A 23,520-nucleotide genomic window follows, 5' to 3' on the forward strand; every position below is an offset into this window, starting at 1 on the left:
CATCCCGCCGAGTTCTACTATTATTCTCAACACGCGTTATTTTTAATATTCGCTATGTTCACTACCGGCCTTTTTACTCCGTCCAAGTAAGGGAATTTGATGCCTCAAGATAAAACCAGTAACCGCCGTATTCTGCTGGCTTCACGCCCACATGGCACACCAACCAGCGAAAATTTCACCTTAGATATTCAACCTATTGCGCAACCCGCAGCAGGTCAGGTGCTACTTCGCACTCGCTATTTGTCGCTTGACCCCTATATGCGTGGCCGTATGAGCGACGCCCCCTCCTATGCCGCGCCGGTTGAAATTGGTGACGTCATGGTAGGCGGGGCCGTCTCACGCGTTGAAGCCTCTAATCATCCGGAGTTTCAAGTGGGTGATTGGGTTTTGGCCAACAGTGGCTGGCAAGACTATACGTTATCGGATGGTGCTGGTATCCGCAATTTGGGGCCACAACTCTCCCATCCTTCACGCTCTCTGGGCGTTTTGGGCATGCCTGGTTTCACGGCTTATATGGGACTATTGGATATTGGTCAGCCCAAAGCGGGCGAAACCCTGGTCGTTGCCGCTGCCAGTGGCGCGGTTGGTTCAGTTGTCGGGCAAGTCGGTAAACTAAAAGGATGCAAAGTTATCGGGATAGCCGGAGGAACGGAGAAATGCCGCTATGTGGTGGAAGAATTGGGCTTCGACGCCTGTATTGACCACCGGGCAACAGATTTTGCGCAACAATTGGAAAAAGCCTGTTCTGACGGCATTGATATTTATTATGAAAATGTAGGTGGTGCGGTATTTGACGCGGTATTGCCATTGCTGAACCCACGCGCCCGTATTCCAGTATGCGGGTTGATAGCACGCTATAACGATACAGAATTACCGGACGGCCCGGATCGTTTGCCACTGTTACAAAGCATCATTTTGCGCAAACGGATTAGGATGCAAGGATTTATCATTTTTGATGACTATGGCCATCATTTTGGTGATTTCCTACAGCAAATGACCCAATGGGTTGATCAGGGCAAAATCAAGTTCCGTGAAGACTTGGTCGACGGACTAGAAAATGCGCCGCAAGCCTTTATCGGCCTATTGGAAGGCAAGAATTTTGGCAAGTTGGTGATTCGCGTCAGTAATGAATAGTCGAAATAATTCCGGGGCCAACTCGCCCCGGAAACTGTTATATCAATGCCCTGATAGCAACAAATAGTCTTGCCAGATATAAAACCTAGACATTAATCGAAGCAATTACAACCACTCACCGAAGCGGCGAATATAAAATTGCTTCATCATTTGCGCAACAATACAGTAGCTGACTAAGGTACCTGCCAACCAAGGGAAATATTGCCACGGTAATGGTTGCAATCCGACTAATGCTCCCAAAGGTGAGAACGGAATATAGATACCTATTGCCATGATCAATCCGGTCGTCAATAGCACTGGTAAGGCGGCGGTACTTTGAATAAACGGTATTTTTTGTGTGCGCAACATATGGACAACCAACGTCTGCGACAACAGACCTTCAATAAACCAACCGGACTGGAACAAAGCCTGATGCTCAACACTGTTAGCCGCAAAAACAAACCACATCAGTGCATAAGTCGTAATATCAAAAATTGAGGAAGTTGGCCCAATCCATAGCATAAAGCGGCCAATATTCTTAGCATCCCACTTACGCGGTTTGCGTAAAAATTCTTTGTCCATTTTATCCCACGGCAGGGAGAGCTGGGAAATGTCATACATCAGGTTTTGTAACAGCAGGTGGATGGCAAGCATGGGTAAGAAGGGAATAAATGCACTGGCAACCAGCACTGAGAACACATTGCCGAAATTCGAGCTAGCCGTCATATTCAGATATTTGATGATATTACCGAAGGTTTCACGCCCTATAATAACCCCCTCCTCCAGCACCATCAGATTCTTTTCTAACAGAATAATATCTGCCGACTCTTTAGCGATATCAGTGCCAGTATCAACCGATATCCCCACGTCAGCATCGCGTAATGCCGGTGCATCATTGATGCCATCGCCAAGAAAACCAACGGTATGCCCATTGCTTTGCAGCATTTTTAGCACCCGTGATTTTTGCAAAGGGGTAAGTTTGGTAAACACTGTGCGCAACTCGACTTCACGCGCTAACGTTTCATCATCCATACCTTCAATATCACGACCACTCAGCGGCTCCCCCGGCTCCAACCCGACATCGCGGCAGATTTTTGCCGTAATAATCGGGTTATCGCCCGTTAACACTTTTACTGCAACACCATTTTCTCGCAGTGCGGTGATAGCAGCCTCTGCGCTCTCTTTTGGCGGATCGAGGAAAGTCAGTAGCCCTTGAACAACTAAATCACGTTCATCATTAATATTTAACGGTAATTCACTGAGCTGAGTCCCTAATTCACGGGTTGCCAGTAACAAAACACGAAAACCGTCTTCATTATATTGTGTGGCTAACGCCAGTAATTTGGCTCTGCGGGCTTCATCCAGTGGGTATATCTTATCTCCCTCGCGAACTTGGGTGCAGATACTCAGCATCTCTTCCACCGCACCTTTGCAAATTAAGCGCTGGTGCTGCTGCTCATCTTTTACCACAATTGACAGACGACGACGGATAAAATCAAACGGTAATTCATCGACCTTGTTAAAGCCGCGCAAAGCATCTATTTCAGGTTTACCGCGGCTAAATTTTATGACCGCCTGATCCATCAGATTTCGCATACCACTTTGATGGAAACTATTAAGCCATGCTAATTGCAGCACTTTATTGTCATTGCTGCCACTGGCATCCAGGTGGTGTTCAAGAATGATGCGGTCCTGGGTTAATGTGCCGGTTTTATCTGTGCACAACACATCCATAGCACCAAAGTTCTGTATTGCATTCAATCGCTTAACCACAACTTTTCGCCGTGACATAGCAATTGCGCCTTTCGCCAGGTTAGAACTGACAATCATTGGCAACATTTCAGGGGTTAACCCAACCGCAACTGCCAATGCAAATAGTGCCGCTTCAGTCCAATCACCTTTTGTAAAACCATTAATTAGCAATACAATCGGTACCATTACCAACATAAAACGAATCAATAACCAACTGACACTGTTGACGCCACGATCAAATGCCGTCTGTGCGCGAGTGCCAACAATCGACTTAGCAAGCGACCCGAAATAAGTATGCCCGCCGGTAGCCACAACCACAGCCATTGCCGTTCCACTGGCAACGTTAGTTCCCATCAGACAAATATTAGATAATTCAAGTAATTCACTCTCGCTATTGGCATCCGCATCTACTGATTTTGAGCTGATGGCCCCCATTGCGTCGTACTTTTCAATAGGGATAGCTTCTCCGGTCAGGATCGCCTGGCTGATAAACAAATCTCTGGATTTAATGAGCCGTAAATCTGCCGGAATCATATCTCCGGCGGATAACAGAATGATATCCCCCGGCACTAATTGCTTAATCGCAATTTCTTGTTTTGCCGGTTGGGCACTATGGCTACTACGGCGTAATACTGTGGCGGTGGTTCGCACCATCGATTTCAGGGCTTCAGCCGCTTTATTGGTGCGGTACTCCTGCCAGAAACGCAATAAACCACTGATCAATACCATCGTCACAATAATTGTGACACCAATCAGATCAGTCTCCTCACCCTGTTGTAATGGCAGCCAATAATCAGTAAAGAAACTGATTGCCGCCAATACCATCAAAACAAAAATAAAAGGGTTATTAAATGCTGCCAATAACTGAAGCAACGCTGGGGGCGCTTTCTCATGTGCTACCTGATTAATGCCGTATAATTCCAGTCGCTCCCTGGCATCCTCTTCTGTCAGCCCATTTAAATTAGCATTCAACTTGGATAATGTTTGATCCAAACTATTCTTGGCTTCTTGCGCGATAGCAAAAGTTTTTTTATTACTGTTACGGCTGGTAACTGTTTTTTTGAATTGGGTCATAACGCTTCTCTTTTAATTCTAAACGCACAGGGTTTATCCGCTCAATTATTGAGAGATAAATGTGCTGAACTATTATTGCGCTGCCAACTTTGTATTTATATTTAATTAGCAGCGACTAATTTGGTTAACTCCGGGGTGATCGTCCATAACAACTCCTTACTACCACGTGGGTCAGTATTTAATTATTTATTGCAAAAAATTGAGCAATTTATTAATGAGTAAATTACTTTATTATTAAGCAGGTAATTCAGATGCGATACGCCAATGGACAGCACTGACGCTCCGCTCCAGACTGACACGGCAAACAATACTTTCAATTTCTCTTTGCGCTGCGGGTGTCGCCATTATTTCTGCACACACTTCCAATTGACCGGGTTTGGCAATATCTGCACTGCAAAGTGACTGTAATCGTAATGCCACACCATTTAACGCCTGTAAAATAAGGGTGCGAACCAATATCTCATCTTCCGCACCACAAGTGACCTGAATCCGGTAACGAACTTCCAGGTCTATGGCTTGTTGTTGAGGCTGCATATTAATCCGTTGCGCCGCCTCCCGTAACAATATATTGGCACACAGAATAACGGCAGTGGCGGCCACTGCATTCCAATACAGTCCCAAGCCACAAAGCACACCAATACCCGCCGAGCACCAGAGTGTAGCTGCGGTGTTCAGGCCACGAATATTCATGCCTTCACGCATAATGACGCCTGCACCCAAAAAACCGATGCCTGAAACAACTTGAGCGGCGATACGACCAGGGCTATCAGGGGATGTGGCATAAGAGCTGAGAATAAATACTGCAGCACCGGTCGCGACTAATGCATTAGTACGTAAGCCCGCCATACGCTGGCGCCATTGTCTTTCAGCGCCAATTAATGCGCCCAAACACATCGCCAGTAATAAATTTACGACAAAAGGAGTTAATGCCATGATTCTCTCCATGAATTAATCATTGGTAGAATAATCATGTGCTATTTAGCACACAGGTAATTGTGCTGAGATATATAACCCGAGGGTATAAATCAGCAATAGCCTGTGTTTCTGCCAGGAGGAAAAAGTGCGTGGTTGTTAAATACCATAATAAAAACCCGAATTATTACCCTCGATGATTAAACATCGAGTTAAATATTACACCCACATTCATTGGCGTTATAACCAGACAACGATTGAATGAATCTCGTTGCGCTGACTAAAACATGGGCTTCAAGTGAATAAACACCACCAGCGCCACGATAACGTCAAGTAATAAGGGTCTACTTGGGTATGCACAACTCAGGAAATAAGAGAGGGTGCTGCCCGCCATTTTCGGCAAGCAACAAATCTGTAGAGAGATAGGTTAGCTTGCCTTGCTTATTTGACTACTACTTTGCGTATCCATTATTTTCTCCACCGAAATTTTTCAAGAGTATAGTTGCGTGTGATAATTATGTAAAGTCTATATTTCTAAACAAAACCTAAACCAGCCCCAATGAATTAAACAATAAACTTAATATTTATAATATATCGATTAATTACATCATACTCTACTCAAGCCATTGAGCATGCGTCAGGGGCATATAAGAATAAAACAGAGATAAGAGAATCAACTCAAACACTCTTACCTGCCATTCCCCGCGTCGGCGCCCATACTCAATCACCTTCGCTAAGACTCGCGCACAATGACACCTATACCCCCTAACTCAACCAACTGAGAGCATCCCCCTGTCCTTACCATCAAGTCATTGACGCAATTACAGAAATCCCATCAATCTTTAATCCAAATTGCGATCGTGATCCCATTTATAACCCTAACTATTTTAGCTCCGTTGCCGATAGGTTCTTAAAGGACTGTTGAAATTTTTTTAGATATAGGGGTGGATTAACTTTAAGTAGCGATGCCTGTACCCACCGTAAATCGGCGTTACAGCGAACCAGGCTATAGCTTCAACCATACCGGGTACATCAGGCAAGGACCTTTCCTCGAGCGACTATAGAAACGGAACTAACAATGAAACGTGGAAGTACGCATCAGCCATTGGATATAAAAATAGCGCCAGAACAGAATAAAAATACGAAAGTATTGTTTATTAATAATATGCGTCTGGTCACGTTGTTTATCGCCATCTTGGCGGGAATACTGCTTTTATTTGCAGCGGCGATTGGGACGTCAGGTTACTTCTTAAAACAGAGTAACCAATCACTGGAAGAGGCGACGCAAGAACTAGATATCCGCCTGGGTCTGTCTAACAGTTCGAACCACCTGCGTACTGCACGCCTTATTCTGATTCAAGCAGCATCAGCGGCACGTATCGGTGATACCGAGGGTTATCAGCAGGGGCTAAAAAACGCTGAGAGCCGTATCGCTCAATCGCAGCAAATGTTTAATCTCTACTATAACCGTCCGGTTAAATCCGAAACGGATAGCGCATTAGATGCACCATTGAAAAAAGCCTATGAACAGTATCGCGACGAGGGAATGAAACTCATGCTCGACGCGACGAAAGAAGGTCATTTTGAAGAAGTTATTTCCCTTGAAGCTGAAAAACTTAATCAGTTGGATGATGCTTATAATGAACCACTGCTGAAAGCAGTTAAGTATCGTACCGAACGGGCTAACCAGATTAATCAGACCGCCCAACAACAAGCCCGTCTTGGTTATATGCTGATGGGAGGCGCTTTTATTCTGGCCATCTTACTGACATTAATTGCTTTTTTAGTGATCAGCAAAGTCATCATCAAGCCGATTAATTGGCTGGTAGCACGTATTCAGCGTATTGCTCAGGGGGATTTGACACAAAGTTCGGTCTCATTTGGCCGCAATGAAATTGGTGTGTTGGGTAACAATATTCAACAAATGCAGGATTCGTTATCCCTAACTGTGGAAGCTGTGCGCAGCAGTGCTGAATCTATTTACCAAGGATCGAGTGAAATTGCACTGGGTAATACCGACCTTTCGGCACGTACCGAGCAACAAGCCGCATCACTTGAACAGACCGCCGCCAGCATGGAGCAACTGACCGCAACCGTAAAACAAAATGCGGAGAATGCCCATCATGCGAGCCAGCTCGCAGCCAACGCATCAGGTAAAGCTGCCCAGGGTGGCGATATCGTTAATGATGTTGTTAGCACGATGGATAAGATATCCCTCAGTTCAATGAAAATTGCTGAAATTACCAATGTAATTAATAGTATCGCGTTCCAAACGAATATTCTGGCTCTGAATGCTGCGGTTGAAGCTGCCCGGGCGGGTGAACAAGGCCGTGGTTTTGCTGTAGTGGCCAGTGAAGTCCGTAATCTGGCACAGCGCAGTGCCGATGCTGCCAAAGAGATAGAATCGTTGATTGAGGCCTCGGTTGACCTGATTGGTGATGGATCCATTCTGGTGTCCGATGCCGGTAAAGCGATGAATGAGATCGTGACAGCCGTTAGTCATGTAACTGATATTATGGGTGAAATTGCCTCTGCTTCTGATGAGCAGAGTCGTGGTATTAGTCAGGTTGCCCAGGCAGTTTCAGAAATGGACAATGTCACGCAACAGAATGCCTCTTTAGTTCAGGAAGCGTCAGCGGCGGCGGCCTCTTTGGAACAACAAGCTGAAATCTTGACTCAAGCCGTTGCAGTATTCCATTTAAAAGGCGGCAACCCTGCCCCGTCACTGAAAACTCCGGCACCTATGTCCACCAAACAGAAGAGCGCGGTCGGGAATAAGAAGTCCGGTGACGACTCACTAAACTGGGAAACGTTCTGAGTTAACACCAGAAACCGTTCAACCAAACTATAGTGACGATATTTAGATAGCAAAACCGGAGGCAAGGTGTACTCACCTTCCTCCGGTTTTTTATTGCGTCGCCCGCAGCACAACAGACAGAACACCAATGTTACGGGTGAAGCGGCTCGACAAAGGTGCCATCATGGCTATCAATCTCGTTAAAGAACCAGACACCTGAGGGGTAATCTTCCAACGAAACCAGATACATAATACCCTCACTAAACTGCTCAACCTCTAACACAACCCCCTCACGCCGTGGGCCGCCATCGGTTTTTACTGTCACCCGATCATTCACTTTCATGATATTACCTTCAATTAAATCAATGCTGCTAGTGTAGTACAGAATAAGGTGAGAATGATAAGGTTTACGTATAAACAACGGTATGCTTTTGGTGAATATATTCGAGGGCAGAACAGTATTGGCTTACTGAGTAAGAGAAGCTGAGTTAATCAGAGTCGAGGGGATAAAGCAGAGGATCTTACTGGATGCCAGAAAGTAAAAAACCCGCCTTAGCGGGTTTTTTTATAATCAGCCAAAGGCCAATTAGATTGCAGTTACGTTTGCTGCAGACGGACCTTTAGCACCGTTCTCGATAGAGAACTGTACATTCTGGCCTTCAGCCAGGGTCTTGAAGCCTTGATCTTGGATTGCAGAGAAGTGAACGAACACGTCTTTGCTGCCATCAGCTGGAGTGATGAAACCGAAGCCTTTAGACTCGTTGAACCACTTTACTTGACCTTTCATCATGTTAGACATGTGTATTTCCTTTATTAAAAATAATTTGCCACCATGGGCGTGTTATAGCCGGTTATCAGTCGTTACTTATGGAGGCACTATGAAGGAAATTCGTCAGTGAAGAGCTATCAACGATAACGCTTTAAATATGAACCACTTTACTCAAGATGTCGTGCATAAATAGGTCTGTACCACAGGCCGAGACGCATTAACTCATGACCGGCTTTTAATAGCAACTCTTTTTAGCGGGCAAACTACAGATTCTTGTTTGCATGGCTAAAATAAAACCAAAAAAGCTATTAATTATACTCTTGATGCCCACTTTTACGCAGAATAATCATAAAATTTATTGTTACTAAACTACTGCTGCCCAAACGCTGGCGATAATAAAAAGAGCAAAATATATTAAATAGGCTGTTTCACGTCATGTTTTCCGATGGGTACTGAAAGTTTATCTCATGAGTTTGCTATAATATGCAGCCACCTACCCCTGAGAGGAACACATGAGGCCGAAGTCTGTCACCTTAGATGATGTTGCACGTCAGGCGGGAGTGTCATATCAAACCGTATCACGTGTTTTAAACCAGGCCCTTCATGTCTCGCCAAAAACCCGCAGCAAGGTCGAACAGGCCATGGCTGACTTAAACTATGTTCCGAACCGCGTAGCACAGCAATTAGCGGGGAAACATAGCCTTACGCTTGGGCTGGCAACGGCAGATCTCGCGTTGCATGCCCCCTCTCAAATAGCCGCAGCGATAAAAAGCAAAGCCCGCGAGTTGGGATACGCAATAGTGATTGCCATGGTTGATGATCAAACTGGCCCAGCCTGCCAGCAAGCCATAAATGAGCTATTAGCTCAACGGGTGGACGGGATCTTAGTGAATATTCCGCTGAAGCCCAAAGGCTGCGAGAAAATTGTCCAACAGTGTGCTGATACTCCAGTGCTGTTCTTGGATGTTGATCCACAATCTACCGCCTTCAGTGTTCTGTTTGATGCCAAGGTCGGGGCAGTTCAGGGGGCTGAACACCTAATTAGCTTAGGCCATCAGCAGATTGCCCTTATCTGTGGACCCAAAAATGCCATTTCAGCCCAGTTACGTTATCAGGGCTGGTTACAGGTACTCAATGATGCCTCGTTAATACCGCAGGCGGTCTATCACGGTGAGTGGAATGCCAAAAGCGGCTATCAGACCACACTGCAACTCATTACCAGCAACATCCCTTTTAGCGCCATTTTGGTCGCTAACGATCAAATGGCTCTTGGTGTATTACGCGCTCTGCATGAGCATAATATCAATGTCCCTGAGCACGTCTCGGTCATTGGTTACGATGACACCGCAGACAGCGCCTATTTCCAACCGCCACTGACGACTGTCAGGCAGGACTTCAAGCAATTAGGGGAAGAGAGCGTTTCCCGCCTGATTGTCAGGCTGCACCACTCAATTGAGCTACCTTCTGAGTCTCTCTTGTTAGCCACTGAACTGACAATACGCCAAACAACAGCACGCTTTAAGCGCTCTATCCTTAAAAACGAATAAATGCGATCACTCTCGACTATTTATCCAACCACTATTTACTTTATCTGTCGTTGAATTCATCTTTACCCCAACACAATTGTGAGCGCATAACATTTTTACCCTTTGATCACTTACCAGCACAAAAAGTATCCACGCACATCGCAGAAATGAGGCTGATATCATGACGTCACAGCAGAAGGTTCAACAGCAGGTTCAACCGCCCCTATCGCAGATTTTGTCACGCAGAGATTGGGAGAACCCGCAGGTGACGCAGTATCACTGCCTTGAAGCACATCCTCCCTTTTACAGTTGGCGTGATAGCGACAGCGCAAAAAATGATACCCCTTCGCCACAACGGTGTTTACTCAACGGACAATGGTCATTCAACTATTTCGACCAGCCAGAAAGAGTACCAGATGAGTGGGTTGAGCACGATTTATCGGGAGCGAGATTACTGCCAGTCCCCGCCAACTGGCAACGCCATGGTTACGACACCCCGATTTACACTAACGTCCAATACCCTATTCCGGTCGACCCGCCGCGAGTACCACAACAGAACCCGACCGGTTGTTATTCGCGTAATTTCGTTTTAGAGCCAGATTGGCTCTCATCAGGCCAAACACGCATTATTTTTGATGGTGTCAGTTCCGCATTTTATCTGTGGTGTAACGGGAAATGGGTGGGTTATTCCCAAGACAGTCGCCTGCCTGCTGAGTTCGATCTCACTCCTTACTTACAGGCGGGTGATAACCGTATCGCCGTTCTGGTTTTACGTTGGAGTGATGGCAGTTATCTGGAAGATCAGGATATGTGGCGCATGAGCGGTATTTTCCGTGATGTCAGTTTGCTTCACAAACCAGCGATCCATTTGCGGGATATCCATATCGCCACACATTTGTCCCCGGAGTTCAGCTCTGCCAATTTAGAGGTAATGGCAGCGATAAATATTCCTCCACTCAGCATCAACGATCCACAGATAACTGGGGCTTATCAAGTCCGCGTACAATTGTGGCTGGCAGATAAGTTAATTAGCAGTTTGCAGCAACCGCTAGGTACCCAAGCCATTGATGAACGCGGGCAATACACTGATCGCACCCATCTTAAGCTGCGGGTGGAATCCCCCTCTTTATGGAGTGCAGAACAACCCACACTGTATCGCGCCGTGATTTCGCTGCTCACTCAGCAGCAAGAATTGATTGAGTCAGAAGCCTATGATGTCGGTTTTCGACAAGTTACCATCCACCAGGGTCTGCTTAAGGTTAATGGTAAAACGGTATTGATTCGAGGGGTGAACCGTCATGAACATCATCCGCAAACCGGTCAGACCATCGATGAAGAGAGCATGCGGCAAGACATCATTCTGATGAAACAGCATAACTTTAATGCCGTGCGCTGCTCACACTATCCAAACCATCCATTGTGGTACCGCCTGTGTGATCGCTATGGTCTGTATGTTGTGGACGAAGCCAATATTGAAACACACGGTATGCAACCGATGGGGCGTCTCGCGGACGATCCTCAGTGGTTCTCTGCTTTCAGCGAACGGGTTACGCGTATGGTTCAGCGTGACCGTAATCACGCCTGTATCATTATTTGGTCTTTGGGCAACGAATCTGGCCATGGCGCAACCCATGATGCCCTCTATCGCTGGATTAAAACCAATGACCCGACACGTCCGGTACAATACGAAGGCGGCGGCGCAAATACGCTCGCGACCGATATTGTATGCCCAATGTATGCTCGCGTGGATGAGGACCAACCTTTCCCAGCGGTGCCCAAGTGGGCAATCAAGAAATGGATTGGTTTGCCTGATGAATCTCGCCCATTGATTCTGTGTGAATACGCTCATGCAATGGGTAATAGCTTCGGTGGGTTTGCCCGTTACTGGCAGGCATTCCGCCAATATCCTCGGTTACAGGGTGGTTTTATTTGGGATTGGGTAGATCAAAGCCTTATCCGCGATGATGAGAATGGTGAACCTTACTGGGCTTATGGCGGTGATTTTGGTGATAGCCCCAATGACCGCCAATTTTGTATGAACGGGTTAGTTTTCCCTGACCGCAGCCCTCATCCCAGCTTGTACGAAGCACAATGCGCGCAGCAGTTTTTCCAATTTTCATTACTGAGCACCACGCCACTGGTGATAAGTGTCACCAGTGAATATCTGTTCAGACACAGTGATAATGAACAGCTCTATTGGCGAATTGAATTAGACGGCGAATTGATACAGGAAGGTGACTTTTCTCTTGATTTATCTCCTGAGACTACGCAGCACTACAGGCTGGCAGAGCAATTACCCCTGACAGATAAACCCGGCCATTTATGGTTAAACGTTGACGTCAGGTTGAGAACAGAAACACCTTGGGCAGCCAGCAACCATCGCAGCGCCTGGCATCAATGGCGTTTACCTCGGGCGCTATCTATACCCCGCCGCTCTGTGCCAAATAGCACTGAGCTAAATAGTACCGAGCCAAGCGAGCTTCAGCTCATCCAAGATGCGCACTCGATTATGGTGACTCACCAGCAACAGCGTTGGCAGTTCAATCGTCAGACTGGCTTGCTGGAACAATGGTGGGTGGGTGAATTACCGGTGTTACTTAGCCCGCTGCGTGATCAATTTGTTCGTGCGCCACTGGATAACGATATTGGTATTAGCGAAGCAACCCGTATCGACCCCAACGCCTGGGTCGAACGCTGGAAAAAGGCGGGAATGTATCAGTTGGAACAACGTTGTCTATCATTACACGCTGATAGCCTCTCCCACTCAATACAAATCTGTGCCGACTACAGCTATGAGTTTGCCAATGAAGTGCTATTGCATTCACATTGGTTATACCGTTTTGATCAGCAAGGCCGTATGACCATTGATGTTCAGGTTGAAGTGGCAACATCACTTCCCCCTCCGGCCAGAATCGGTATGTGCTGCCAACTATCAGATCTCGCTCCATATGTTGACTGGCAAGGGTTAGGGCCACATGAAAACTATCCTGACCGGCAGCTTTCAGCACAATATGGTCAGTGGTCACAGCCGCTTGAGCAGATGCACACACCCTACATTTTCCCGAGTGAAAATGGCTTACGCTGTAATACCCACTCTCTGCGTTACGGAAACTGGCAATTAACCGGTCGGTTCCATTTTGGTATCAGCCGTTACAGCACGCAGCAACTGATGATAACCAGCCACCAGCACTTACTAAAACCCGATCAAGGTACCTGGTTGAATATCGATGGTTTTCATATGGGGGTCGGTGGTGACGACTCATGGAGCCCTAGTGTTCACGCTGATCACTTGCTGACGGACGAAAGCTATCACTATCAGGTCTGCTGGCACTATAAGGGTTAGGCTTAAGCTTAGCGCGGCGTACGGTGGCTATCTCGTCACCGTACGCCGCGGGTTATCCTGGTCCACAATTTCAGATTTATACCTATAGCGTAAGAAAAGTAATGTTCATACAATCAAAGCGTTCCAAACATCTCTTAGTCTTGATTGTAGCCCTGCAAGTAAGCCATACATGCACGACTCCTTTGCAAATTTGTGCGCCCACTCTGTTGGGCGCTTTTTTTGTTTTCTACTTCACTGATGTTTTCTGACGCTTATTTTTGTCATCACTTAAGCACATTCTCGTCATGAATTATTTCCATTACCAGACTAAGATAGTCTCGTAGTCACCGGCATAGCATCGGACTTACCACTTTTAGGCGACAAGAGGAATATTATGACATCGTTAACGCACCTCCCGGCGAATATGGTCGCAATTGAAATCACTCAGTCTGGTGGACCAGAAGTCTTAGTGGCCGTACAGCGTCCAACACCGATGCCTGCTGCGGGCGAAATATTAGTTAAAGTTTCAGCCGCAGGTGTTAACCGCCCTGATGTGATGCAACGTCGTGGTCAGTATGCGCCGCCGCCGGGGGCCTCAGATATTCCTGGATTAGAAGTTGCCGGCGAAGTGGTCGCCATTGCAGCTGATGTGAGCCGTTTTAAGATCGGAGACAGAGTCTGTGGGCTGATAGCTGGTGGGGGTTATGCGCAATACTGTGTCATACATGAAACCAATGCCTTACCTATTCCCTCCCCCCTTACTGATATTGAAGCAGCGGCGTTACCTGAAACATTCTTTACCGTATGGACCAACCTATTCCAACGAGGCCATTTTAGCGCCGGCGAAACAGTCTTAATTCACGGCGGATCTTCGGGTATTGGGACCACCGCAATATTACTGAGCAAAGCATTTGGCGCACAGACAGTGATTGTCACTGTGGGTTCAGAGGAAAAACGTCAAGCGTGCCTGAAGTTAGGGGCAGATGTTGCTATTAACTACCACACCCAAGATTTTGTCACTGAAACTAAACGCGCTACTGCCGGTAAAGGGGCTGATGTTATTGTTGATTTAATTGCTGGAGAGTATGTCGGGCGCAATTATGAAGCTGCGGCCATGAATGGGCGTATTGTTCAAATTGGTACACAAAATGGTAATGCTAAAGATCTTAACCTGATGTTAATGTTGCTAAAACGCCTGACACACACCGGATCCACATTGCGCTCTCGTAGCGTTGCAGAAAAGGCACTGATCGCCCAAGAACTGGAAAAGCAAGTCTGGCCTTTACTAGGTAAGGGCAATATGAAGCCGCAAATCTGCCAGACATTCCCACTGGAAGAAGCATCGAAAGCGCATGAGTTGATGGAAGGCAGTACACATATCGGGAAAATTGTTTTGACCGTTTAAAGCAATGCAAAACGATAAAAACCGCTATTATTTATACTCATCCGCAGAAATCGACACTCAAGGGTTGATTTCTGCGGATGAGTAAATAATATACATCACTATTATCCCTTATCAGCCTATAACAGTTTAGCTAACTAATTTATTGAACTGATATACTTTAGATTTGATCTTCTATGTTAATCTATAACAAACCATTATGGTTTAATTTTTATGAGTCATTAATCACAAGGTCATAATTATGGACATAATTAAAAAAATATTAATTGACGACATCGCAAGAATAAATCAAAAAGAAAAAAGAGATGGCCGGTTAAAATTTAACAGCGATTTTGTCTACAAACATCCCTACCTTTGCCTGGCAATGCTAGTGTCATATTTTTTCGTCTTAGTTTTGATGTACTTAACGCCATACTTTGGCACAGGCTACATGATTGCATTTACCGCTTTCTTTGTCCTGATGTCAGCCATCCTTATGATGGAAATCAAACCTGTATTTAAGTTTGAGGATATTGGCATTCTTGACTTACGCGTTTGCTACAACGGAGAGTGGTTCTTTAGTCGTGCGTTATCAACACAAGCAATTGATGAAATATTAAATAACAAGAATATCAGTGATGACTTTAAACTTCGCTTTAAGCATATTATTAATAATAAAGGCGAAATAGATTTTTATGATGTCTATGATTTGGCTTATTTACAAAAAAAGCCCTCACGGTTTAATGAACCAAACGTCACCTCCTCGTTAGCCAGTTCGTCAGTTATTGGGCAGTAAATACCCGTATTCATAACACTTATGCCCCGTATGGGGCTTTAATCGTTATATCAAAGTAGCCTTTTTATCCAGCATACTCATTAGTTTTGTTAGGCAGATATCGTTAATACGCTAAAATTTTGCCTATAATAAGGTTAATGCTCCTAATAAAAAGAGGCTAATAGGTATGGATAAAATTGATGAACAACTGATTGCTATTTTAGCGGAAAATTCTCGGATATCTCTAAAAGATCTGTCACAACAAGTGGACCTCTCCTCTCCGAGTACATCCGAACGTCTGCGGCGTCTTGAAGAACGTAATATCATCCGCAGTTACACTCTAGACTTAGACCCGCGAGCTTTCGGTTATAACTTGCAAGCTATTGTCCGGGTCAAGCCCTTGACGGGAATGCTGCATAGCGTTGCAAAGATGATCCAGGAGACACCAGAATGTGTTGAGTGTGACAAAGTAACCGGTGACGATTGCTTTATTAGCCGTCTATACCTTCAGTCATTGGAGCAATTAGATGCCATCACTGACCATTGGTCTGAACACGCCGAAATTCATACCTCAATCGTAAAATCATCCCCTATTATGCGGCGATTACCCCCATTAATGCAGCCAATCAGGGGCACAAAAATCTAAAATATGTGCCTCCAGGCTCACTTTATTTATAATAAAGAGTTATGCTTCCTACCATTAGATAGATATCAAAAAATGGATAGTTGATGAGCAGTGAAACCCTAAGCCAGGTGCCGGAGTCATTGATTCTAACACTCCCCAACAGCAGTTGGGATCAGAGTGAAACAGAAAATGCCCGCGCTATTGAGGCTCTAGAACAAGGTAAAGTGCTATTTTTACCTCATCTGGCCTTTGCACTAAGTGAACAGGAGAAACAACTGCTCAACCCTGCATTGGTTGATGCTAAGCGTAAAAATATCAGCTTCAAGCCAGTGGAAGGCACGCTAACGGGTGTTATTGATGAAAGCAAAATTACCTTAACCCGTCAGTTACTTGAACGCTATTACCAACGTTGCTTAAATTTAATTAATCAACTATTGCCAGAGTATAAATCTGCCCTGCACAGCCCAACCAATAGTTTACGTTTACACCCGGTTGCGGCCTGGCGTGATAACACATCATGGCGTAAAGACGATAGCCGCCTACATGTTGATGCATTCCCTTCACGCCCCAATTATGGTGAACGTATCATCCGTATCTTCACCAATATCAACCCTCAGGGTGAACCCCGGTCATGGCGTGTTGGCGAAAATTTCACCCAGTTGGCCAGCCGTTATTTACCGCAACTGGATGACTACTCCCCTATCAGTAGTTGGCTACAAAATAAAGTGGGTATCACTAAACGCCGTCGCAGCCATTACGACCATTTGATGCTTCAGTTACACGACAAAATGAAGTCCGATTTGGATTATCAGAAGAATGGCTCACAACAAGCGATTGATTTCCCATCGGGCAGCAGTTGGATCTGTTTTTCTGATCAAACCCCCCATGCCGCAATGGGTGGGCAATATATGTTAGAACAAACTTTCCTATTGCCGGTTACCGGCATGAAACACCCTGAGCAATCCCCGTTAAAGATACTGGAATCATTGACGCAGAAAGCACTAATATAATCCATACAGAGATTCCACTAATCCGCCAACTCGGCGGATTAGTGATTAAAAATATCATTGCCAAACCGCACCGGTTATATCGCGAGTAAATTAGCAAAAAAAATCATTGTTAAGCTTGATCCTCGATAAAAAATAAATATAATTCCTCACGTTATGTAAGCCAACTCCGCAATGGTTTTACTTGAGGTAAATAGATTAGCCTCATCGAGCACAATCCATATAGGGTATATTATTGCTCTGTTTGTGATTTTAGATAGCAGTTTTATTATATAGCTTATAATCATGGAATCTGATCAGATAGCGATTGGAGGTTAATATGGTTAAGGTCTATGACAGAAACAGAAACCAAATTATCCCGGGAAAACGTGTAATGGTCGCACAAACCGGTGAGATTGACGTGGCAAAAGCTATCCATGCCGACGGGCTGGCCCCAGTACAGGCCGAACGGGAAAGAGTGGTTGAATTGCAGCAAACAGGTGAACGTTATGTGCCTTTCGATTTAGTCAGACTAGGCTAATAGTCGTGAGTGCATATAATGAATAGATTTAGACATGCGACTTTCTTGGCAAAAATTGAAAAGCTAATTTATTAGCAGTGGCACTAATATGCTGGGGCACCTGTATTAAAAGGTCGCCCCATCATTTTTATATAACCTTGCTATTTATATAATTATGGCATTTAACAACACAACTATGATAGCCATCAACTATAACAATAGAGAGTGGAATCCTAGCCAACACTTATTATCATCAACTCCCAATAATATATCCGGCGGGTGTTAATGGCCGCCCGTCGGATCAGCGTTATTTAAATATGACAAGCCGGTTCAATCGCCTGAGCCACTTTCTTTTGGAAGGTCTCAAGCTGACAAAGTTTGTCCTCTCCGCTGTTTTCACAACCTTCAATCGCAACAGGAACCCTACCTGCCGGATTGTTTTTCAAATCTAGTTTCTCAGCATTTCGTAATTGCTCCATGGTTTGATAGAACATTTTCACCGCGACATAGCGTTGATGATTATCTGGGTTCTGCCATAGCTCAAAGACTAACCCTCCACCGGGCGGTGTATTATCGGGTTGCTGTGGTAGTTGCCAATTGGCACCCAACATTCCGCCAATATTGGCAATATTCGTATCATGCCCACCAAGGAAAAGAACTTTGGTTTGTGGTGATAACGGCAGTGTTTGTCCCTGAGCATCGCGCTGAAGGACGAGTGCGGTCTCGATCTGTTGCAATAATGGAGTGCCCTTATGACGAGCGATATAAGGTGTTTTGGCCATTAAATCAAATTGCGCATTATGCAACGATAATAACGAGATCCAATTTTCTTCTCCCGTTAACCGATGCCAGGCAACATCGGGCATCGCTTGTGAATTCTGTAGCAGGAAGATCTCACCCAAGGTTGATGATAGCGCCAATGGTCCACTGAGCGAGACTTTTGTCCCGGTATTATTCACCGTGATTTCATTCGCTGCAAATTGGGCAAAATCACAGGTTTTTCCTTGCTGTTGTAGTGATTTACAGTAAGGCGATGCTGCAAAGTTCAATACCTCGCCCATCTGGGCAAAGGGTTTAGCATAGCGCTGGCTCAGTTCACTTAATGGCGCACCCAGTCGCTCCTCAACAGCCTGATGGGTCTGTGTCGAATCTAACTTACACACCCCCGCATCGACCGGGTGAAATAGCGGATCCACTTTTTTCAAATCAGCCTGATAATGTACTTTCAGGCCGCACCCCGGTGCTATTCCATCAAGAAATGCCTGCCCGGTTAAACGCGTTCGTTGATCAATATCGGCCTGCGCATAGATAGCCGTATCAGTTGGGCACCCTGGCGCGAGTAACCCTTTGCTACGGAAGTAATCGCCATAGAATCCGCCCATCAATGTTACTAATTGTGCACCTCGGGGGGTTAAGTATCCTGCGGCGACCGGCCATTGCGGCCACTTGTCGGGGGTTACATCATTCATTAACTGTGTTTGTTTGGTCGGCGAGCGGACACCATGGCGGCTCAAAATAACCACGCGCTCCAATGTGTAACCGGTAGGCGGGATAGCAACCGGTGCGGCACGAATCGCGCTGCTACTTAGCATCAAGACCAGTGCGGATAATCGCAGACTATCTACTGTTACTGTCATAATTTTATATCCTTATTAAAACTACGAATACTTTTGCCTCAACGAGTATGGTCGACGATCGACGCCCCCACAATGTGCGAAAGCAATAAGCAGTAGGAGTGCTAATAAGTGCTATAGCGCAAAAAATTATGTCAATTGGCGCTAAACTTGATTCGCTTCTCAGTGTTAGAACGATAATTAGCCGATTATGTCATTAACAATATTTATATTGAAAGGAGGGAGGGTACAAATCCGCTTTATCATTCCGGCTATTGTCCGAAAAGCATTAAGCGCATAAAAGCATTTGGCACATTAGGATTGGAGAATATAGCCCGTAATCCGGCAGCTATACATACACATCATAAGGAGTCTGACATGCGGAAAACAGGCGATATCGACAGAGTCATGTCGGCCAGACAACTTCCAAACAAAGCCGTAGCACTGATTCTTGCAGGAGGCCGTGGCTCACGCCTTAAAGATCTTACGTCCGTTCGCGCGAAACCCGCAGTTCACTTTGGCGGAAAATACCGCATTATCGACTTCGCACTCTCTAACTGCCTCAATTCAGGTATTCGCCGAATCGGCGTGATAACGCAGTATCAATCTCATACCTTGGTGCAACATATTCAGCATGGTTGGTCGTTTCTCAGTGAAGAGATGAACGAGTTTGTTGATTTGTTACCTGCACAACAGCGCCAAGGACAAGAGCACTGGTATACCGGCACCGCTGATGCCGTCTTCCAGAACCTGGATATTATCCGCCGTTATCGTTCTGAATATGTCGTGATCCTCGCCGGGGACCATATATATAAAATGGACTACTCCCGCATGCTGTTAGATCACGTGGAAAGCGGCGCTGCCTGCACCGTAGCCTGTATTGAAGTGCCCAAAGAGGAAGCGAGTGCCTTCGGTGTAATGGAAGTGTCTGAAGATCTACAAGTAAAAATGTTTTGGGAAAAACCGGAGGATCCGCCAACGTTACCCGGCAAACCTGAGCGCAGCCTGGCCAGTATGGGAATTTATGTCTTTAATGCTGAGTTCCTGTTCAATTTACTGGAAAGCGATCACGCAGATAAAGGCAGTAGCCATGATTTTGGCAAAGATATTTTGCCGAAAATTACTGAACAAGGTCATGTCTGGGCGCATCCATTCTCACTGTCTTGTGTCTCAACGTCACCCGATGCCCCTGATTATTGGCGTGATGTAGGAACATTGGATGCCTACTGGCAGGCTAACCTCGATCAAGCAGCTATCACACCCGAGCTGGATATGTATGACCCCCATTGGCCAATACGTACCTATGCCGAGCCCTTACCACCGGCGAAATTTGTTCAGGATCGTTCTGGCAGTCACGGGATGACCATGAATACCTTAGTTTCCGGCGGTTGCTTTATCTCCGGTTCAGTGGTGGTCAACTCAGTGCTATTTTCCCGAGTGCGGGTCAACTCCTTCTGCAATATTGATTCTTGCGTATTGCTACCCGACGTCAATGTGGGCCGCTCTTGTCGTCTACACCGTTGTGTAATCGATCGTGCGAGTACTATCCCCGAGGGGATGGTGATTGGCGAAAATGCAGATGAAGATGCCCGTCGTTTCTATCGTTCAGAGAGTGGCATTGTATTAGTCACCCGCGAGATGCTGGCAAAGCTGTAAGGACAGAGGTGGCCTGACATGGACAAGTGAGGAATAATTTATATAATCAGACCAAACAAATCAAAAGGTCTGATTATGTCATTTACTGAATGGGTCATATTGGGTGTGGTTATTGGTTGTGCCGTTGGCGCGTTACTGAGGATTTTTGGTAAGAAGAAAGACCGCTAACCTTTTCAGTTGTCAGAATATACCCTAAATAATTCAAGTTGCAGGAAGGCGACAAGCGAGATACAAATCGGTCGGGAGCAGATTTGTACGCTGCTTGCAGCGGCCTCGCAGAGGCGAGGCCCAAGGATGGACCGAGTAACGAGCGCAGCCAGCACACATGCAGCTTGAAGTATGACGGGTATTGATAGAATAAGACGGCGCATCAATGTGCCGTCTTTTTTTGTGATAACAATCTCATTATCGATCAGAAGGTGTAACGTAACCCTAAGCGGAAACGATATTGCTCGCTGTTGTATTCATTCCAACGATCCAACCATTGCAATTCAAAATAGGGCATCCAGTGAGTGTCAATTTTATAACTGAATTTATTGGTTATTTCCCAGTGAGAACTTTTGCCATTTTTACCGTGAAAATCATTGACGCGCACAAAGTAATGAGGTTCAAAAGTATATGACAACGCATCAGTCAGTTTGAAATTCCAATAAGTAGCAAACTCATGGCTGTCATTGTGAGCATAATGACCATTGAGATCTTTTGATTCATAGTTATTGTGATTATAACGATAGCGCGCAGTCAAATTAAATACCGGTAAGAATTTGTAGTTAAAATCCATATAGACGGAACCACCCGAACCTGAGCTATTGGAGTTCACTAAGCCGCCAGGGGAAATAGTGAATTTATCTGTTGGGCGAAATAATGGATACCAACCCTCCAGTTCGTTATAGCTATGTTTGAATTGATCCATTTTCCCTGTGTTATAAGCATTCGTTAACATCAGGCCGGAACCATTATCAAAGTTATACCCACCGCGCAGGATAACTTCATGCAGCTCAGAGGCCGTATTATATGCTTCACGGGTTTCAACATAAGCTCGACCGGCAAAGGCACTGGCAGAGCAAACCAACGAGGTAATCAAGATAATTGAATTATATTTATTCATGACAAATCCCTATTGATAACAATAAATGAAGGTTTATTATTTTTCTTACATCATGAAAAATGACAAATAGTTATCATGGCTATTCCTCTGCCATAAATAACCGGTAGAGGAATAACACAATCAAAATAACAACATGCCAGTTTTTAACGTCACATCACTCTATATTTAATAGCATTTCTTATTACCACTAAAAATAGAAATCACCCCGACGTAGCCATTTTACGTAAATTCAATTCAGCAATAATTTTAACAAAGCGCTGCTCATTGAGCTTATAAAATAGCCCCATGGTTATGGCTGCAATCATTGCCAGAGTGCAAGGGTAAATAAAAATCAATTGGCGCAACCCCTCCAATACTGATGTCGATTGGGCAACATTGGGAATATAACCAATCTGAGTGAGCATGATACCGGGCAGAAATCCAGCCAGTGCGGCAGAAATTTTTCGTGAGAAGGTATAGCCGGTATACACCGACCCTTCTGCGCGAATCCCTGTTTTCCATTCACCATAATCCACCGTATCGGAGACTAATGCCCAGTTCAGGCTGTTGACAAATGCAGTACCGAAAAAGGCCATACAGGAGAATGCAACAAAGCTGACCGAACTGGTGCCCCAGATATAATTCAGTACATCCCCCATGCCCCATAACATTAAGCCACTAAGGTAGACGGTTTTCTTGCCGAAATACTTCACCGCCGTGGGGACCAGCAATACACCAATCAAAATACAGCCCATACTGAAAAAGCCCATATAGGACAGTAAATGAATATCCTGCAATACGTACTGAGTGTAATAAACCTGAATCGCCAGTTTGATATTGAATGCTGCCAACGTGCACAAATTGGCAATACATAACACTAATAGCGGCGGGTTCTTAAAGATGGCGCAAAATGATTTAAAAATACCCGGTTTATGGTGTACCGATACCGGTTCCACATAGCGTTCTTTGACACCGGAATAACACCACCACATGCAGACCAGGCCGAACGTGACAAATATTAGCGCTGCAACCAGATAGCCTATCTCAGGTGAGGACGTAAACAGCAGTTGAATTGGCATAAAAGCTACCGTGCACAGTAATAGCCCTACCGTCGCCCCACCCTGTCGCCAGGCTGCCAGGTGCGCGCGCTCATTTGGGTTTTTGGTCATTGCCGGGACCATCGCACCATAAGAGCAATTCATCAAACTGTAGAATAAACCGAATAACATAAACAGCACTGTTGCCAATACCGTTTTGATATTTAGACTAAAACCGGTATTGAGAAAGTTCGCGACAGCCAGCAATGCCACAGGTAATGAGGCATACAGAATAAATGGCCGGAACTTCCCTTTCACACCAATGTGACGGCGAGAATCTAATAGTACGCCGGTAAACATATCGGTAAAGGCGGTAAAGAACTTGGCAATCAAAAAAATCACGCCACCGTAAATAGCCGGGAGCCCCAGAATATCGGTATAAAACTTCAGTAAATAAAGTGTCCCGATGCACAGCATCAGGTTAGAACCAAAATCGCCCATTCCATAAGCTATTTTTTCCCGCAGCGGTAATCGAAGTGTTACGGGATCCTGGTAAGTTGAATTCGGCATCTGAC

The 23,520-nt window shown here is 45.4% G+C and carries 17 protein-coding genes; 10 read left to right on the top strand and 7 right to left on the bottom strand.

The window, feature by feature from the left end:
* Positions 1–99: 99 nt before the first annotated feature.
* Complete coding sequence (locus V2A84_RS10075; RefSeq protein ID WP_442848779.1) at positions 100–1,134, top strand: NADP-dependent oxidoreductase; 1,035 nt, start codon at positions 100–102, stop codon at positions 1,132–1,134.
* A gap of 105 nt (positions 1,135–1,239) precedes the next feature.
* Here V2A84_RS10075 and mgtA read toward each other — a convergent pair whose 3' ends face one another.
* Together mgtA and V2A84_RS10085 are read right to left on the bottom strand one after the other, a co-directional pair.
* Positions 1,240–3,939 (bottom strand): magnesium-translocating P-type ATPase, encoded by a 2,700-nt coding sequence (mgtA, locus tag V2A84_RS10080; RefSeq protein ID WP_083159178.1) that lies wholly within the window; start codon positions 3,937–3,939, stop codon positions 1,240–1,242.
* A gap of 234 nt (positions 3,940–4,173) precedes the next feature.
* Positions 4,174–4,872, bottom strand: a complete 699-nt coding sequence (locus tag V2A84_RS10085) for an MgtC family protein (protein WP_193784678.1) — start codon at positions 4,870–4,872, stop codon at positions 4,174–4,176.
* Positions 4,873–5,929: 1,057 nt separating this feature from the next.
* Here V2A84_RS10085 and V2A84_RS10090 point away from each other — a divergent pair.
* On the top strand, positions 5,930–7,669 hold the full coding sequence (locus tag V2A84_RS10090) for a methyl-accepting chemotaxis protein (protein WP_083159180.1): 1,740 nt from the start codon (positions 5,930–5,932) through the stop codon (positions 7,667–7,669).
* Positions 7,670–7,799: 130 nt separating this feature from the next.
* Here the strand turns inward: V2A84_RS10090 and dsrB are convergent, their stop codons facing one another.
* Positions 7,800–7,991, bottom strand: a complete 192-nt coding sequence (gene dsrB / locus V2A84_RS10095; RefSeq protein ID WP_193784679.1) for a protein DsrB — start codon at positions 7,989–7,991, stop codon at positions 7,800–7,802.
* Positions 7,992–8,234: 243 nt separating this feature from the next.
* On the bottom strand, positions 8,235–8,447 hold the full coding sequence (gene cspE / locus V2A84_RS10100; protein ID WP_002210893.1) for a transcription antiterminator/RNA stability regulator CspE: 213 nt from the start codon (positions 8,445–8,447) through the stop codon (positions 8,235–8,237).
* 482 nt (positions 8,448–8,929) lie between these two features.
* On the opposite strand from cspE, the gene V2A84_RS10105 reads away from it, so the two are divergent.
* From V2A84_RS10105 to ydfZ, 7 genes are all read left to right on the top strand, one after another.
* Positions 8,930–9,964 (top strand): LacI family DNA-binding transcriptional regulator, encoded by a 1,035-nt coding sequence (locus V2A84_RS10105; RefSeq protein WP_083159181.1) that lies wholly within the window; start codon positions 8,930–8,932, stop codon positions 9,962–9,964.
* Between the two features lie 160 nt (positions 9,965–10,124).
* Positions 10,125–13,286, top strand: coding sequence for a beta-galactosidase (locus V2A84_RS10110; RefSeq protein WP_083159182.1), 3,162 nt, complete (start codon positions 10,125–10,127; stop codon positions 13,284–13,286).
* A 373-nt stretch (positions 13,287–13,659) separates the two neighbouring features.
* Entirely contained in the window at positions 13,660–14,670 is a 1,011-nt protein-coding gene (locus tag V2A84_RS10115) for an NAD(P)H-quinone oxidoreductase (RefSeq protein ID WP_083159183.1), read from the top strand.
* Between the two features lie 238 nt (positions 14,671–14,908).
* On the top strand, positions 14,909–15,442 hold the full coding sequence (locus V2A84_RS10120; protein ID WP_083159184.1) for a YlaC family protein: 534 nt from the start codon (positions 14,909–14,911) through the stop codon (positions 15,440–15,442).
* Positions 15,443–15,608: 166 nt separating this feature from the next.
* Complete coding sequence (locus V2A84_RS10125) at positions 15,609–16,067, top strand: Lrp/AsnC family transcriptional regulator (protein ID WP_083159185.1); 459 nt, start codon at positions 15,609–15,611, stop codon at positions 16,065–16,067.
* Positions 16,068–16,150: 83 nt separating this feature from the next.
* Positions 16,151–17,056, top strand: a complete 906-nt coding sequence (locus V2A84_RS10130; protein WP_083159186.1) for a Kdo hydroxylase family protein — start codon at positions 16,151–16,153, stop codon at positions 17,054–17,056.
* A gap of 316 nt (positions 17,057–17,372) precedes the next feature.
* Complete coding sequence (gene ydfZ / locus V2A84_RS10135; RefSeq protein WP_050084375.1) at positions 17,373–17,573, top strand: putative selenium delivery protein YdfZ; 201 nt, start codon at positions 17,373–17,375, stop codon at positions 17,571–17,573.
* A 290-nt stretch (positions 17,574–17,863) separates the two neighbouring features.
* On the opposite strand, the gene V2A84_RS10140 is transcribed toward ydfZ, so the two are convergent.
* Positions 17,864–19,189, bottom strand: a complete 1,326-nt coding sequence (locus V2A84_RS10140) for an AppA family phytase/histidine-type acid phosphatase (RefSeq protein ID WP_442848780.1) — start codon at positions 19,187–19,189, stop codon at positions 17,864–17,866.
* 354 nt (positions 19,190–19,543) lie between these two features.
* Here V2A84_RS10140 and glgC point away from each other — a divergent pair, with 354 nt between their 5' ends.
* Positions 19,544–20,821, top strand: coding sequence for a glucose-1-phosphate adenylyltransferase (glgC, locus tag V2A84_RS10145; RefSeq protein WP_083159188.1), 1,278 nt, complete (start codon positions 19,544–19,546; stop codon positions 20,819–20,821).
* Positions 20,822–21,233: 412 nt separating this feature from the next.
* On the opposite strand, the gene ompL is transcribed toward glgC, so the two are convergent.
* Positions 21,234–21,929, bottom strand: a complete 696-nt coding sequence (ompL, locus tag V2A84_RS10150; RefSeq protein ID WP_083159189.1) for a porin OmpL — start codon at positions 21,927–21,929, stop codon at positions 21,234–21,236.
* Positions 21,930–22,129: 200 nt separating this feature from the next.
* Positions 22,130–23,515, bottom strand: a complete 1,386-nt coding sequence (locus V2A84_RS10155; RefSeq protein WP_083159190.1) for an MFS transporter — start codon at positions 23,513–23,515, stop codon at positions 22,130–22,132.
* Positions 23,516–23,520 lie beyond the last annotated feature (5 nt).

This window comes from Yersinia sp. 2553 StPb PI (assembly GCF_052217105.1).
Taxonomy (GTDB): domain Bacteria; phylum Pseudomonadota; class Gammaproteobacteria; order Enterobacterales; family Enterobacteriaceae; genus Yersinia; species Yersinia enterocolitica_E.

Bases quoted from the DNA above. Each gene is read 5' to 3' on its own strand.
- V2A84_RS10075 (WP_442848779.1), top strand. From the start codon at position 100: ATGCCTCAAGATAAAACCAGTAACCGCCGTATTCTGCTGGCTTCACGC.
- mgtA (WP_083159178.1), bottom strand. From the start codon at position 3,939: ATGACCCAATTCAAAAAAACAGTTACCAGCCGTAACAGTAATAAAAAA.
- V2A84_RS10085 (WP_193784678.1), bottom strand. From the start codon at position 4,872: ATGGCATTAACTCCTTTTGTCGTAAATTTATTACTGGCGATGTGTTTG.
- V2A84_RS10090 (WP_083159180.1), top strand. From the start codon at position 5,930: ATGAAACGTGGAAGTACGCATCAGCCATTGGATATAAAAATAGCGCCA.
- dsrB (WP_193784679.1), bottom strand. From the start codon at position 7,991: ATGAAAGTGAATGATCGGGTGACAGTAAAAACCGATGGCGGCCCACGG.
- cspE (WP_002210893.1), bottom strand. From the start codon at position 8,447: ATGTCTAACATGATGAAAGGTCAAGTAAAGTGGTTCAACGAGTCTAAA.
- V2A84_RS10105 (WP_083159181.1), top strand. From the start codon at position 8,930: ATGAGGCCGAAGTCTGTCACCTTAGATGATGTTGCACGTCAGGCGGGA.
- V2A84_RS10110 (WP_083159182.1), top strand. From the start codon at position 10,125: ATGACGTCACAGCAGAAGGTTCAACAGCAGGTTCAACCGCCCCTATCG.
- V2A84_RS10115 (WP_083159183.1), top strand. From the start codon at position 13,660: ATGACATCGTTAACGCACCTCCCGGCGAATATGGTCGCAATTGAAATC.
- V2A84_RS10120 (WP_083159184.1), top strand. From the start codon at position 14,909: ATGGACATAATTAAAAAAATATTAATTGACGACATCGCAAGAATAAAT.
- V2A84_RS10125 (WP_083159185.1), top strand. From the start codon at position 15,609: ATGGATAAAATTGATGAACAACTGATTGCTATTTTAGCGGAAAATTCT.
- V2A84_RS10130 (WP_083159186.1), top strand. From the start codon at position 16,151: ATGAGCAGTGAAACCCTAAGCCAGGTGCCGGAGTCATTGATTCTAACA.
- ydfZ (WP_050084375.1), top strand. From the start codon at position 17,373: ATGGTTAAGGTCTATGACAGAAACAGAAACCAAATTATCCCGGGAAAA.
- V2A84_RS10140 (WP_442848780.1), bottom strand. From the start codon at position 19,189: ATGACAGTAACAGTAGATAGTCTGCGATTATCCGCACTGGTCTTGATG.
- glgC (WP_083159188.1), top strand. From the start codon at position 19,544: ATGCGGAAAACAGGCGATATCGACAGAGTCATGTCGGCCAGACAACTT.
- ompL (WP_083159189.1), bottom strand. From the start codon at position 21,929: ATGAATAAATATAATTCAATTATCTTGATTACCTCGTTGGTTTGCTCT.
- V2A84_RS10155 (WP_083159190.1), bottom strand. From the start codon at position 23,515: ATGCCGAATTCAACTTACCAGGATCCCGTAACACTTCGATTACCGCTG.